A 14348-nucleotide genomic window follows, 5' to 3' on the forward strand; every position below is an offset into this window, starting at 1 on the left:
AGACATGATAACGTATATTATTAAAGCCAATATCACATGGTTATTGATGCTGTCGACGCTATCGACCATGGCCTTCGTGCAGGACAGCACCGCCTCCTTTGAGGTTGCGGGAGTGTGTGGGATGTGCAAAGCGCGTATCGAAAAAGCGGCTAAAGCCGCCGGACTGCATAACGCAAATTGGGATGTCCGCACGCAACTGCTCAGCCTCACGTTCGATCCGGCAACATACGACGTGGGAGCCGCCAAGGCGCGCATCCTCGCCGTCGGCCATGACGTAGCGGGGCGCGCCGCAGACGAGGAAGCTTACAAAAAGCTGCCCGACTGCTGCCTTTATCGAGATGAAAACAATGTACATGCCGTTACCGGGCAGGACCATGATCATCCGGATGACCATGTGGTGACCGGCGTGGTGATGCAGGAAAATAATCGCGGCGAGCTCACGCCGATAGCGGCGGCCAATATCCATTGGCTGGAAGATGCTTCCATCAATGCGCGCTCCGATGCTTCGGGGGTGTTTAAAATCAATCACCAAGATCACCTCAAGCAGCTGGTCGTATCCTATGCCGGGCACCGGCCGGATACCTTGGCGGTCACCGACCCTCATGAAGTAGTGGTGGTCACCGCCAAGGACCAAGTATTGGCCGAAGTGACCGTATCGGCGAGGCGCAGCTCTAACTATATTGCGGCACTGAGTCCCACCCGGCTAGAGGTACTGACGGGGCAGGAACTCTTTAAGGCCGCATGCTGCGACCTGAGCGAAAGTTTTGAAACCAACGCCTCGGTAGATGTGGTGAGCAGCGATGCGGTCACGGGCAGCAAGCAGATCCAAATGCTGGGACTTAGCGGCATCTACACCCAGCTGACGGTGGAAAACCTACCCGGACCGCGCGGATTGGCCACGCCACTCGGCCTCAACAGCATCTCCGGTACCTGGATCGAATCCATCCAGATCGGCAAGGGCATCGGCTCGGTGGTCAACGGTTTCGAAAACATTGCCGGACAAATCAACGTGGAACTGAAAAAGCCGGAAACGTCCGAGCGCCTGTTCTTCAACGCTTATACAAATAGCACAGGACGATCCGATGTGAACGTCGACCTGTCGCACCGGTTTAATGAGCGATGGACAACCGGACTGTTGCTGCATGACAATTTCATGTATAACAAAAACATGAATTTCAGTGACAACGGGTTTCGGGATGTTCCCGTGGGCAATTTATTCTCGGGTATCAGCCGGTGGAAATATGAAGATGGAAAAGGATTCATGCTCCAGTTTGGCATTAAGTTTCTCCGTGACGAGCGCACGGGAGGGCAAATCGATTTCGACCCCGCGACCGACCGGTTAACTGAAAACCGGTATGGCCTGGGGTTCGATATCAAGCGGTATGAAGCGTTTGCTAAAATCGGGTACGTCTTTCCCCAGCATACGCAACGCAGCATCGGCTTGCAACTGTCCGGCACGGCCTACGACCAGCAATCGTATTTCGGCTTGCGCACTTATGATGCGGGACAACGCAACGCCTATGCGAACCTGATTTATCAGGATATCATCGGGACGGTGGCGCACAAATACCGCATGGGCTTGAGCATGCAGTACGACCGTTATGATGAGCGTTACCTCGATCAGCGCTTCGCGCGCACCGAGGTGGTTCCGGGAAGTTTCCTGGAATATACCTACAGTCCGTCTGACCAATTTGATGCCGTATTGGGCATTCGCGGCGATTACAACAACCTCTACGGATGGTTTGCTACCCCACGCGCACACCTGCGCTACCAACCGGTGCAGGGCACTACGTTCCGGATCAGCAGCGGTCGCGGACAGCGCACGGCCAATATCTTCGCCGAAAACACGGCCGCCCTGGCCAGTGCGCGGATCGTCCGTATCGCCACGGCCGATGCCGGTCATGGCGCTTATGGTCTCCAGCCCGAAATCGCCTGGAACACTGGCATCAGCTTCGACCAGTCGTTTCGATTATTCCGGCGCGAAGCATCCTTCAGTGCCGAGTTTTTCCGGAATGATTTCATCAACCAAGTGGTGGTTGACTATGAGAATCCGCGCGAACTGACATTCTACAACCTGGCGGGCGAGTCGTACTCCAACAGCGTGCAGACCGAGCTGCGATTGATGCCCTTGCCGCATTTCGAAGCACGGATGGCCTATCGTTTCTTTGACGTGAAGACCACCTACGGAAACGAGTTATTACAGCGACCGCTGGTTGCGCGCCACCGTGGCTTCGTCAACCTGGGGTACAATACCCACAGCGGTGGCTGGCATTTTGATTATACGCTCAACATCACCGGCCAGAAGCGCTTGTCCTCCACGGCTGATAATCCAACGGAATACCAGTTGCCTGCATATTCAAAGGCTTTTACGACCATGAACGCCCAAGTGAGCAAGACATTCGGAAAGGTCCGCCCCTTCGATGTATACATCGGCGGCGAAAACTTGACTAATTTCTTTCAATCCAATCCCGTGTTGGCAGCAGACCAGCCGTTTAGCAACTATTTTGATACGTCCATGCTGTGGGGACCGATCTCGGGCCGGATGTTCTATGCCGGGGTGCGGTTTAGTGTGAAATGATGCGGCTTTGCAACTCGGCGCCGAGGCGCGCCGTCGGCAGGCCGACCACATTGGTATAGGAACCGACGATCTTCTCGACGCCCACCAGTCCGATCCACTCCTGTATTCCGTAGGCCCCGGCTTTATCAAATGGGCAGTAATGCGTGATATAGTGTGCGATCTGTTCATTGCTGAGCGCACGGAAATATACCTCTGTCACTTCATGGAAAACAGCAATGCTCCCGTGATGGAGCAGCGCCACAGCCGTAATGACGTCGTGCTTCCTGCCCGACAAGCGGGTCAGCATCTCCGTCGCATGCGCATGATCTTCGGGCTTGCCCAGGATCTGTCCATCGATGGTCACGATGGTATCCGCGGTGATGACCAGCTCGTCGGCCAATTCCGTCAGGAAAGCCCGGGCTTTCTTTTCGGCGATGTACCGCACCGCCGTTATGGGATCCAGATGGGCGGGAAACGACTCATCCACTGCTTTGATCACGACGTCAAAGTCAATTCCCATGAGGGATAACAACTCCCTGCGTCGGGGCGATTGGGAAGCAAGTATGATCTTCATATCAGACCTCCTCCCATGTGCCTTGCAGTTTCATCACTTTCTCGATGACGTCCCTTACCGCGCCGGCGCCGCCATTGCGAAAGGAGGTGTACGCGGCGACGGCTTTAATTTCCTCTACGGCATCGGCCGGACAGGTCGGCAACCCCACGGACTTCATGTTATGCAGATCCGGAAGATCGTCACCCATGTAGAGGATGTCGTCTAATGTCAATCCAGCATGTGCCAACCAATCATGCAGCACCGCCTTTTTGTCATCGACACCCAGGTATACATCGGATATACCCAGTCCCCGCATCCGCTTTTCCACGCCGGCCGATTTCCCACCGGTGATCACCGCTATGGGATACCCCTTTTTAACGGCCAGCTGCAATGCATACCCATCTTTAATGTTGAAGGAGCGCAATTGCTCGCCCTGCTCCGTTACGAGCACATTGCCGTCAGACAACACGCCATCCACATCGAATACGAAGGCTTTTACCTGCTTGAATTTATCAAATAGCATCATACATCGAATAAATTGGGTCAAACTTAACACAAAATCGTCTACTCCTGATACTCCTATTCAAAAAACATGCTGTCCCGCCTGTGGACAGCATGTCACATTTTGTGGTCAATTTGACACCCAGCGTCTAGCGCCGAATACGTGCAGCGGCATCCCTTGGCCGATTCTACAATTTTGGCATGAGGTTTGCAAAATTTTTATGTGAACGGTTGAATTAATGATTTTCAGGCCGGTTCAGTCGATGTTCTTTTGACAATTTGTTAACAAAAGTTTCATTGATAAATAATAAAGTAGTGTTATTTTTGCACTATGAAACAATCCCGGATAGACGGGAACATTAAAATTGTCTTTTCATAATTTAGGTTTATAATTGGTTAGTAACAAACCCCGGTGCCCATCACCGGGGTTTTGTTTTTACAGCTTATTTGTCTTATTTATCGAGTTTTTAGTTAACTCTTCTTATCGTTTCCCTTATTGCCCGTATTGCCTCCTGGTTTGGCAATGGATTCGCGCATATCGGTATCTGCCTGGATATTTTGCATCCGGTAATAATCCATGACGCCCAAATTGCCGTTGCGGAATGCTTCAGCCATCGCCAACGGCACCTGTGCCTCCGCTTCGATTACCTTTGCCCGGGCTTCCTGTGCTTTGGCGCGCATTTCCTGTTCCTCAGCCACCGCCATCGCCCGGCGTTCTTCGGCTCGCGCGTTTGCCACCTTGAGGTCGGCCTCGGCTTGGTCCTCCTGTAGTTTGGCCCCCACGTTTTCACCGATATCGATATCGGCAATATCAATGGAAAGGATTTCAAACGCCGTACCGCTGTCTAACCCTTTTGCCAGCACGGTCTTGGAAATACGATCGGGGTTTTCCAGCACTTCCTTATGATTCATGGCTGATCCGATGGTGGTAACGATTCCCTCGCCCACACGAGCGAGAATGGTTTCTTCGCCTGCACCGCCCACCAGCTGATTGATATTGGCCCTGACGGTCACCCGTGCCTTCGCAATCAGCTGGATACCGTCCTTGGCCACCGCCGCTACCGGCGGCGTGTTGATCACCCTCGGATTTACCGAGAGCTGCACGGCATCAAATACATCGCGGCCCGCCAAGTCAATGGCCGTGGCCAACTTGAAACTCAGCGGAATATTGGCCTTGTCTGCCGAAATCAGGGCTTTGATGACATTGTTTACATTGCCACCCGCCAAAAAATGCGTTTCGATTTCATTGGAGGTAATGTTCAATCCCGCTTTGGTAGAGGTGATCATGGCATTGGTCACCAACGCCGGCGACACCTTGCGCAGCCGCATCAGCAGCAGGTTCAACAGGTTGACACGGACGCCCGATAATTGGGCAGTAAACCAAAGGTTTACGGGGAGCAAATACAGCAATACGAAGAAAGCTACGATTACTCCGACGATAATCAAAATAGGGGTGAAACTAGGATCCATAAGGTCAATAAGTTTATAGCGTTGTTTACAGTTCCTAAAGATACAACTTTTTCAACAGCTATGGTACGGATTGCCTTACTTTTTGACCGCTCCCCCCCGTTATAACTTCCGGAGCTTGCCTGAACCGGACGTTCTCACATTGGTATGTGCTTCGCCGCTATAATTGATGTTGCCGGATCCGCTGATGGCGGCGTCCAGCTGCTCCGTTACATGGATGCTGATGTTGCCGGATCCGGAGACGTTCAGGTTGGCTGTTTGGCTGTTCAATTCAGCACCTTCAAACCGTCCGGACCCACTCAGGGACACGTTGCTCTCCGACGCTTTCCCATTGGCGACGATATGCCCCGAGCCGCTGATGGCGGCATTCACCGCGTCGACAGCGGCGCTAAAGGAAATCCGTCCCGAACCGCTTACCGAGGCACTCAATTCTTTTCCCGAAACCGTGCCCGAAATGGTGATGTGGCCGGATCCCGACTGTGCGACAGCGTCCAATCGCTTTGCGGTCACATAGGCCGTTACCTTTCCAAAGTTTTGCCGCCAGGCATCTTTTTTAAAGCCGATTTTCAGCGTGCCGTCTTTCACGATCGTTTCAATTTCGCGAATAGCGGCTTCATCTCCCTCCAACCGCACCGATTCGCTGCTGCCAAATGCAACTTCTACGTGGATGCTGCCGCTGTTGGCCAGGGCATGGAAACCGCTCACGTCGCGCACCTCATCGCGGAACGATGCGCCGGAAGCCGCATGAACCAATCCGATACCAAAAAAAGGCAGCAACAAGGCCAGCCAACCCAAGGACGATAATTTTCGTTTCATAACTTTTAGTGTTTATTTGTCTTTTAAATAAGGCCATCACACACGCTGTCAAACGCTGCGGCGAACGGCTCCTGATCATAAGACGCCGAAAAATGAAACACGTTGCAGCCGGAAGCACATTTTTTTTGCACAACCCGACACAAACCTATATTTTTAACACGTTGGCTACTTAACCTTTTACGATGAACACCATACCAGTGACCGATCAGCGGACAGCGCGAATGTTTGTGACCATGCCATTGCCGTTATACCAGGGCGACCCGCATTACATTCGGCCGTTTGACGAAGACGTAGAAGCGGTATTCGATCCCCTGAAAAATCCGCGGTTCCAGACGGGCGACTGCGCGCGCTGGTTGCTCCTTGATTCTCAGGGTATCGCCATCGGGCGCATCGCTGCATTTTATGAGCAACAGGGTGCCGACACCAACCTGCCCGTTGGGGGTTGTGGTTTTTTTGAATGCGTTGACGATCAGAGCGCTGCCAATACGTTGTTCGACACGGCCAAATCATGGCTGGCCGAACGCGGCATGGAAGCCATGGACGGGCCTATCAATTTCGGCGATCGGGAGCGCTGGTGGGGACTGCTTGTCGACGGGTTCCACCCGCCCTGTTACTGTTGCAACTACCACCCGCCCTATTACCAGCAGTTATTTGAACGTTATGGCTTCGAGGTCTACTTCAAGCAATACACCTATCGGCGCGAGATCTTCGCCAAGTTATCCAGCGCCGTGGGCCAAAAGGCGATGCATGCCTTGCAGGATGCGGGATACACTTTTGGTCACATGGACCGTCATCAGCTTGACAAGGCTGCTGAAGACTTCCGTACCGTATACAACGCGGCGTGGGCGAAGCACGAGGGCGTGAGCCCCATGAGTACCGAAACTGCCCGTAAACTCCTACAGCGCATGAAGCCCATCATCGACCCCAAGATCATCTGGTTTGCCTATCATGAAGGCCGACCGGTAGGTTTTTGGGTAAACATACCCGATGTCAATCAATTGATCGTCAAATATACGAACGGAAAACTCACGCTGTTGGGCAAGGTCCGTTTCTTGTGGAACCGATGGCGTAAGCGCTGCAAGGCCATGTTCGGCATCGTATTCGGCGTCGTACCCGAGCATCAGCGCAAGGGCGTGGAAGCCGCGATGGTAGTCGCTGCCACCAAGGTGATACAAGACCGGTCACAGTCACACTACGAAGAGCTACAGATGAATTGGATCGGCGATTTCAATCCCAAGATGATGAATGTGGTCCGGTATATCGGGGGCACCATCTATAAAACCCATCATACCTATCGGTACCTATTTGACCGGACCAAACCCTTTGAGCGGCACCCCATCCTTTGAAGCGACGAATGTTCGGAAATAGTTGCCCGGCTTTTCGTACTTTCGCAAAAAACCAGATCAATGAAAAAACTCCAGTTTAAGACCTATATTAGCCGTCTGCTGGTGTATATCGCCAAGCCATTTGAGCGCCACAAAAAAACTGAGCGCACCCCAAAAGCAGCCGAACCGGCGCCGTCGAGCGATTACCAATCAACGTTCCTGGCCGATATGAGCCATGAGCTCCGCACACCGCTCAACAGCATCCTTATCCTAGCCAGATTGCTGGAAGACAATAAATCGGGCAACTTAACGCCCGAACAGGTCAAATTTGCGTCGGTCATCCACCGCGCGGGTAACGAGCTGCTCGACCTGATCAACAACATCCTCGACCTCGCTAAAATCGAATCCGGAAGCATCGAGCTCATCATCGAGCAAGTCAGCCTTTCATCCATTGCCCGGGACCTATTGGACCTATTCAGCAGTGTGGCTGCCAATAAGGCCATCGATTTCCGCATTTCCATCCACGAAGGGTTGCCGTTGGCCATCACTACCGATGAGCAGCGCCTGCAACAGGTATTAAAAAACCTGTTGTCCAACGCATTCAAGTTTACCCAAGAGCAGGGCCGCGTGGAGCTGCTGTTTACCCCAGCGGAGCGGTCCCCCGCCTGGAAAACGGGCATCCTCAGCGATACAGCACCCGACGGCGTCATTGCCTTGTCTGTGATAGACACGGGTATCGGCATTGCAGAAGATAAGCAAGAGCTCATCTTCGAGCGCTTCAGACAGGCCGATAAATCCACCGGTCGAATATTTGGTGGCACGGGCCTTGGCTTATCCATCTGTCGCGAATTAGCTACCGCTTTGGGTGGCGAGATCTGCGTGGTCAGCCAAGAAGGCGCCGGCAGCATATTCAGTTTATTCCTCCCCTATCACTATACCAGCGGCATCGCCGCAGATCCGACAACCGAATCGAAAGAAAACCGCAATCTGACAAATAATCATCCATGGAAAAACTAAAATTAGTCGTCGTTGATGATAAAGAAGAAAATGTATTCAGCCTCAAGGCATTGCTGGCGGATATCGACAACTTAGAAATATGGGGGAGTACCTCGCCCAACGAGGCCCTACGGTATTGCTGGAACCAAGACGTTGCCATCGCCCTCGTCGATGTACAAATGCCCGAAATCAACGGGTTCGAGTTCGTCTCCCTCTTGCAGAGCAATCCCAAGACCTGGCAGATCCTGGTGATCATGGTCACGGCCATCTCCAAGGAGGACCGATTTCTTCTCAAGGGACTGCACAGCGGTGCGATCGATTACCTGTATAAGCCACTCAACCCAGACGTTACGGTGGCGAAGGTCAAATCGTTCATGCAGCAGGTTTATATCCAGCGGGAACTGAAGCGTAAAAATGAAGAGCTCGAGCGGTCGCACATCGAATTGATCAAGGCCAAAAAGGAAGCAGACCTTGCTCGACGGTCCAAGGAAAATTTCCTGGCCAACATGAGCCATGAAATCCGGACACCCATCAATGGGATCATGGGCATCACCACGATGCTCCGCAATTCACCGCTCAATAACGAACAATCCGAATGGTTGGATTACCTCGAAAACGCCTCCCAGCAGCTGCTGCTGATCGTCAATGATATTCTGGATCTTTCCAAAATTGATTCGGGTAAGATGCGGCTGGACTATACCAAGACATCTTTTCCCAACATCATCAAGGAGCTGACAAACCTTTTTGCGTACAAGGCCGAACAAAAGGGCATTGCCTTTACCGTCGTCACCGACGATCACCTCCCCAAACATATCCTCGCCGATTCGTTGCGGCTGACACAGATCCTCAGCAACCTGATTTCAAACGGCATCAAGTTTACCGAAAAAGGAAGCGTTACGCTCAAAACTACGTTGCTCAAGCGGGTAAAACAGCGTGTACACATCCAGTTTTCGATAAAAGACACCGGCATTGGCATCAGCCGGAATGCCATTGACAAAATCTTTCAATCGTTCGAGCAGGGCGAGGAAGGCATTACGAAACGCTTTGGCGGTACGGGATTAGGGTTGGCCATCGTCAAGCGCTTAGTCAGTCTCTACCAGGGCCAGATCCACGCCAACAGCGAACTCGGCGAGGGCAGCGAATTTGTATTCCAGTGTTGGTTTGATGAAGAAGACTCAGAAGCCACGCCGAAATCTGACAAAAAGCAATACACCGATTTGCCGCCGCTTGAGCATGTACACATTCTGCTTGCCGAAGACAATGAATTGAATAGCTTCATGGTGAAACACATGCTCACCACGTGGGGCATCACGGTCGATGTTGTCAAGAATGGCAAGGAAGCCTTGGAGAAAATCGAAACCAATCAATATAGCCTTGTACTGATGGACGCCCACATGCCAGTGATGAGCGGATTCGATGCGATCCGGGTCATCCGGAGCGATGCCCGGGCACACATCAGGCAACTCCCGATCATCTCCATTTCCGCATCGGTGCTACAGCGTGAGCAGCAAGCGGCCTATGCCGCGGGTGCCGATGCGGTGGTGGGCAAGCCTTTCGATCCCGTGTCACTCTACCAACTCATCAGCACCCTGATCCAAGCCTAGAATGGCACATAGCGTAACATTAAAATTACAATTCAGTGATAAATGCACTTTTGTTCCTTTCTAAATTCAACTACCTTTGGAGCGAAAACAACGTATAGAAGCATGAAGCAGTTATTTTTGATTCCAGTAGTAGCAGGTGCGGTATTCATCTCGGCCTGTGGCGGCAACCAAACAAAAGACGAATCGGCCAGTTCCGCGGACACCACGGAGACGACCGCCACCACACCAAGTCCTGATGCGAATATCCCCGGCTTAGATACCGTAGCCGTAAGCAACGAGATCGCGTTAGTGGGAAATGATTTAATGAAATTTGACAAAACCCTCTTCAGGGTCACCGCCGGACAACCGGTCAAACTCACGTTGACAAACGCCGGTGAGATGCCCAAGGAATCCATGGGACACAATGTCGTGGTTGTACAGCCCGGCACGGATCTGCCCGCCTTCGGTGGCGAAGCGATCAAAGCGGCCGACACGGAATACATCCCCGCAACATTTGCATCGTCCATCATTGCGCACACTAAGCTTTTGGGTCCGGGTGAATCCGATACCATCGAGTTTACATTGGCTGATAAAGGCGTATATCTTTTCCTTTGCAGCTTTCCCGGCCATTATGGTATCATGCAGGGCAAGATCGTAGCAGAATAAGGTTTACGGAAGTGCCAGGATATACGAAAGACAGTCAGCAGGCTGTCTTTTTTCTTGCCCGTCTTTTCGCTCACGCGCAAATATGTGTACCTTTGAACCATCAAATTGACTAACTTACTCGCATGCAATACGACGTCATCGTTATTGGTAGCGGACCGGGGGGCTATGTAGCCGCCATCCGATGCGCACAATTAGGCTTAAAAACAGCCGTTATTGAAAAATATAACACGTTTGGGGGCACCTGCCTCAATGTGGGGTGTATCCCTTCGAAAGCACTGCTGGACTCTTCCGAGCATTACCACAACGCCGCCCACCACTTCGCGGAGCACGGCATTAAACTGAGCGGCCTCCAGGTGGATGTCAAGCAGCTGATGGCCCGCAAGGCCGATGTCATCGCCCAGAATGTTGCTGGCATCGAGTTTCTGTTTAAGAAAAACAAGATCGACAGCTTCATCGGCATAGGCACTTTTGTGGATAAGAACACCATCAAGATCACCAAAGAGGGTGGCAAGACCGAGCAGATCACCGGCAAGCATGTCATTATCGCTACCGGCTCGAAACCTACCGCACTCCCCTTCCTCCCGGTTGATAAGAAGCGGATCATCACCTCCACCGAAGCGCTGGCACTCACGGAAGTACCGAAGCACCTCATCATCATCGGCGGCGGGGTCATCGGGTTAGAGTTGGGTTCTGTCTATGCCCGCTTGGGCGCCAAGGTATCGGTCGTTGAATATGAAAAATCCATCATCCCCACGATGGACGGAGCACTGGGCAAAGAACTGCAACGCGTGCTGAAGAAATCTGTAGGGATGGAATTTTATCTGGGGCATAAGGTGACCGGCGCCACAGCCAAAGGGAAGAAAGTGACTGTCACGGCCGAAAACGCCAAAGGGGAAGCCGTACAATGGGAAGGCGACTATTGCATCGTTGCCGTGGGCCGCACCGCCTATACCGAAGGCCTTGGCTTGGAAAACATCGGCATTACCCTTGAAGAGCGGGGTAAAAAGGTGCCGGTAAACGAGCACCTTGAAACGCCGGTAGCCGGCGTATACGCCATCGGCGACGTCATCAAAGGTGCCATGCTGGCCCACAAGGCCGAAGACGAGGGCGTCTTGGTTGCCGAGCGGATTGCCGGGCAGCAGCCCCACATCGATTATAACCTGATTCCGGGCGTCGTGTACACCTGGCCGGAGGTAGCGAGCGTGGGCAAGACCGAAGAGCAATTGAAGGCTGAAGGCCGCCAGTACAAATCGGGCTCATTTCCGTTCAAGGCCAGTGGCCGTGCCAAGGCCAGCGGCGATACCGATGGTTTTGTGAAAGTCCTGGCCGATGCCGGCACCGATGAAGTGCTGGGCGTACACATGATCGGTCCGCGTGCCGCCGACATGATTGCCGAGGCTGCTGTCGCCATGGAGTACCGTGCATCTGCGGAAGACATTGCCCGCATTTGCCACGCACACCCCACGTTTACGGAAGCCTTTAGAGAAGCTGCCCTTGCCGCGACGGGCAACCGGGCCATACACATGTAAGCATATCGTGCCGCTGCGTTTGCGCAGCGGCACGAATACGATACATTTCCATGAATTTCCACACACGCAAATGGGTCAAACCTGAAGACCTCAACCCCAATGGGACATTATTCGGAGGTACATTGCTCCGCTGGATCGACGAAGAGGCGGTCATTTATGCGATCGTGCAGCTGGGCAATCCGCATGTGGTCACCAAGTTCATTTCCGAAATCAATTTTGTCAGTTCAGCCAAACAAGGCGATATCATTGAGCTGGGAATCACCGCTACCCATTTCGGCCGTACCTCCATCACGCTCACCTGTCAGGTGCGGAACAAGATCACGCGTAAAAGCATCCTGACGATCGATAAGCTGGTCTTTGTAAACCTCGATGAGGAGGGCAACCCCAGACCGCATGGAAAAACGGAGATCACCTATGCATACGCGGGCGATAAGCCTTAGGCCCGCCGCTCTTGCTTTAATTTTTTCTCAACAAAAAACGGCGCAAAAGGAATGATCGAAGCAACGAGAAAGAGCACGACGCGGCGCCATGTCCAGCCATATTTAGCGGTACACGCCCACAGCAAATAGACGTAGGCGATAAAGAGCAGGCCATGCACCATCCCCACGTTTTGCACTCCCGACACAGCCCACGTATAATCCGTTGTACGCTTCAACACGGAGAACGTAAGCAATACGATCAACGACAGCCCCTCGATCAGGGCGATGTTGCAAAACCAGTTCAATGTTTGTTTATTCGTCATGATTCACCTATTTGGTCGGCCAAGTTAGGCATTTATCCGGCGCCGATATCCATGCCCGATCAGGGTTTGACCAAAATGTGACGTGATCATGCCAGATTCATTGCCGCTTAACATAGTCACACAAATGAAAAAAATACGTAAGTTTGTAGCCATCGTGTGCCGACATGGCAACGACAAAGAGAATCAATCGCAAGAAACAGTATAGCTATATGAACTACGACATCATTGTAATCGGGAGCGGGCCGGGTGGCTATGTAGCAGCCATCAGGGCTTCCCAGCTCGGTTTTAAGACCGCTATTGTAGAGCGGGAATCCTTGGGCGGCATCTGCCTCAACTGGGGGTGCATTCCCACCAAGGCGTTGCTCAAAAGTGCCCAAGTATTTGAATACCTCAACCATGCTGAAGATTACGGCATAAAGGTAAGCGGAGGCGAGGTTGATTTCGGTGCCGTTATCAAGCGCAGCCGCGGGGTGGCCGATGGGATGAGCAAAGGCATCCAGTTCCTGATGAAAAAGAACAAGATTGATGTCATCATGGGCACCGCCAAGATCAAGAAGGGCGGGAAAGTAGAAGTCAAAGGTACCGACGGCGCTACCAAAGAATACAGTGCCAAGCATACGATTTTAGCTACGGGCGCCCGTTCGCGCGAGTTACCAAACCTTAAACAAGACGGCAAGCGCATCATCGGCTACCGCCAGGCGATGAACCTGGATAAGCAACCCGAATCCTTGGTGGTCGTTGGATCCGGCGCCATCGGCGTTGAATTTGCCTATTTCTACAATGCCATCGGCACGAAGGTCACTATCGTGGAATACCTCGACCGCATTGTCCCCGTGGAAGACGAAGAAGTGTCCAAACAATTGGAGCGTAGCCTCAAAAAAGCTGGTATCAACATCCTCACCGGCGCCGAAGTACAGTCCGTGGATGCTTCCGGCAAACGAAGCAAGGTACAGATCAAAACGGCCAAGGGCACCGAAACCCTGGAAGCTGAAATCGTGTTATCCGCTGTGGGCATTACCCCAAACATTGAAAACATCGGTCTGGAAGACGTCGGCGTCAAAACCGATAAGGGCCGCGTGATCGTCGATGATTTCTACAAAACCAACATCGAGGGCGTCTACGCCATCGGTGACATTGTAAAAGGCCAGGCCCTGGCACACGTGGCCTCAGCCGAAGGCGTCACCTGCGTAGAAAAAATCAAGGGGCTGGAGGTCTCAGCCATCGATTACAACAATATTCCGGGCTGTACCTATTGTTCTCCCGAAATCGCGTCCGTAGGATATACCGAAAAAGCCGCCAAAGAGGCAGGATATGAGGTTAAAGTGGGCAAATTTCCCTTTTCGGCATCCGGCAAGGCCAGTGCCGCCGGTGCAAAAGACGGTTTTGTCAAAGTAATCTTCGATGCCAAGTACGGTGAATTTCTTGGTGCACACATGATCGGAGCCAATGTTACGGAGATGATCGCCGAAGTGGTTGTCGCCCGCAAGCTGGAAACCACCGGCCATGAAATCATCAAGTCCGTGCACCCGCATCCAACGATGAGCGAAGCCATCATGGAAGCCGCTGCCGATGCATACGGCGAGGTGATCCACCTGTAAGGGATTGGCTGTTCG

13 protein-coding genes are annotated in these 14348 nt (G+C 52.6%); 8 read left to right on the plus strand and 5 right to left on the minus strand.

What is annotated here, in order from left to right; all coding sequences use genetic code 11:
* The first annotated feature begins 4 nt into the window (after nucleotides 1-4).
* Nucleotides 5-2578: a TonB-dependent receptor domain-containing protein gene (locus tag ACMGDE_RS12535; protein WP_436833145.1), complete on the plus strand. Its 2574-nt coding sequence runs from the start codon at nucleotides 5-7 to the stop codon at nucleotides 2576-2578.
* Here the strand turns inward: ACMGDE_RS12535 and ACMGDE_RS12540 are convergent.
* The 4 genes from ACMGDE_RS12540 to ACMGDE_RS12555 form a co-directional block, all read right to left on the minus strand.
* Complete coding sequence (locus ACMGDE_RS12540; protein WP_436833146.1) at nucleotides 2565-3131, minus strand: Maf family nucleotide pyrophosphatase; 567 nt, start codon at nucleotides 3129-3131, stop codon at nucleotides 2565-2567. The genes ACMGDE_RS12535 and ACMGDE_RS12540 overlap by 14 nt on opposite strands.
* Nucleotide 3132: 1 nt before the next feature.
* On the minus strand, nucleotides 3133-3636 hold the full coding sequence (locus ACMGDE_RS12545) for a KdsC family phosphatase (RefSeq protein WP_436833147.1): 504 nt from the start codon (nucleotides 3634-3636) through the stop codon (nucleotides 3133-3135).
* 446 nt (nucleotides 3637-4082) lie between these two features.
* Nucleotides 4083-5081 carry a flotillin-like protein FloA gene (gene floA, locus ACMGDE_RS12550; protein ID WP_436833148.1) on the minus strand — a complete coding sequence of 333 codons (999 nt, stop codon included), beginning with the start codon at nucleotides 5079-5081 and terminating at the stop codon, nucleotides 4083-4085.
* A 99-nt stretch (nucleotides 5082-5180) separates the two neighbouring features.
* Complete coding sequence (locus ACMGDE_RS12555) at nucleotides 5181-5894, minus strand: head GIN domain-containing protein (RefSeq protein ID WP_436833149.1); 714 nt, start codon at nucleotides 5892-5894, stop codon at nucleotides 5181-5183.
* 182 nt (nucleotides 5895-6076) lie between these two features.
* On the opposite strand from ACMGDE_RS12555, the gene ACMGDE_RS12560 reads away from it, so the two are divergent.
* The 6 genes from ACMGDE_RS12560 to ACMGDE_RS12585 all read left to right on the plus strand — a co-directional run bounded on the left by ACMGDE_RS12560 (nucleotide 6077) and on the right by ACMGDE_RS12585 (nucleotide 12433).
* A complete protein-coding gene (locus ACMGDE_RS12560) occupies nucleotides 6077-7240 on the plus strand; it encodes a hypothetical protein (RefSeq protein WP_436833150.1) in 1164 nt (387 codons plus the stop codon).
* Between the two features lie 60 nt (nucleotides 7241-7300).
* The gene (locus ACMGDE_RS12565) at nucleotides 7301-8236 is read left to right on the plus strand and encodes a sensor histidine kinase (protein ID WP_436833151.1); all 936 of its coding nucleotides are present in this window, start codon (nucleotides 7301-7303) and stop codon (nucleotides 8234-8236) included.
* The gene (locus tag ACMGDE_RS12570; RefSeq protein ID WP_436833152.1) at nucleotides 8224-9819 is read left to right on the plus strand and encodes a hybrid sensor histidine kinase/response regulator; all 1596 of its coding nucleotides are present in this window, start codon (nucleotides 8224-8226) and stop codon (nucleotides 9817-9819) included. The genes ACMGDE_RS12565 and ACMGDE_RS12570 overlap by 13 nt, the downstream gene beginning before the upstream one ends.
* A 102-nt stretch (nucleotides 9820-9921) precedes the next feature.
* The gene (locus ACMGDE_RS12575; protein ID WP_436833153.1) at nucleotides 9922-10464 is read left to right on the plus strand and encodes a plastocyanin/azurin family copper-binding protein; all 543 of its coding nucleotides are present in this window, start codon (nucleotides 9922-9924) and stop codon (nucleotides 10462-10464) included.
* A 122-nt stretch (nucleotides 10465-10586) separates the two neighbouring features.
* On the plus strand, nucleotides 10587-11993 hold the full coding sequence (gene lpdA / locus ACMGDE_RS12580; protein ID WP_436833154.1) for a dihydrolipoyl dehydrogenase: 1407 nt from the start codon (nucleotides 10587-10589) through the stop codon (nucleotides 11991-11993).
* Between the two features lie 50 nt (nucleotides 11994-12043).
* Nucleotides 12044-12433 carry an acyl-CoA thioesterase gene (locus ACMGDE_RS12585; RefSeq protein ID WP_436833155.1) on the plus strand — a complete coding sequence of 130 codons (390 nt, stop codon included), beginning with the start codon at nucleotides 12044-12046 and terminating at the stop codon, nucleotides 12431-12433.
* On the opposite strand, the gene ACMGDE_RS12590 is transcribed toward ACMGDE_RS12585, so the two are convergent.
* A complete protein-coding gene (locus ACMGDE_RS12590) occupies nucleotides 12430-12735 on the minus strand; it encodes a DUF3817 domain-containing protein (RefSeq protein WP_436833156.1) in 306 nt (101 codons plus the stop codon). The genes ACMGDE_RS12585 and ACMGDE_RS12590 overlap by 4 nt on opposite strands.
* Nucleotides 12736-12944: 209 nt before the next feature.
* Between ACMGDE_RS12590 and lpdA (ACMGDE_RS12595) the strand changes: the two genes are divergently transcribed.
* A complete protein-coding gene (lpdA, locus tag ACMGDE_RS12595; RefSeq protein ID WP_436833157.1) occupies nucleotides 12945-14333 on the plus strand; it encodes a dihydrolipoyl dehydrogenase in 1389 nt (462 codons plus the stop codon).
* Nucleotides 14334-14348 lie beyond the last annotated feature (15 nt).

This window comes from Parapedobacter brassicae (genome assembly GCF_051400755.1).
GTDB lineage: Bacteria > Bacteroidota > Bacteroidia > Sphingobacteriales > Sphingobacteriaceae > Parapedobacter.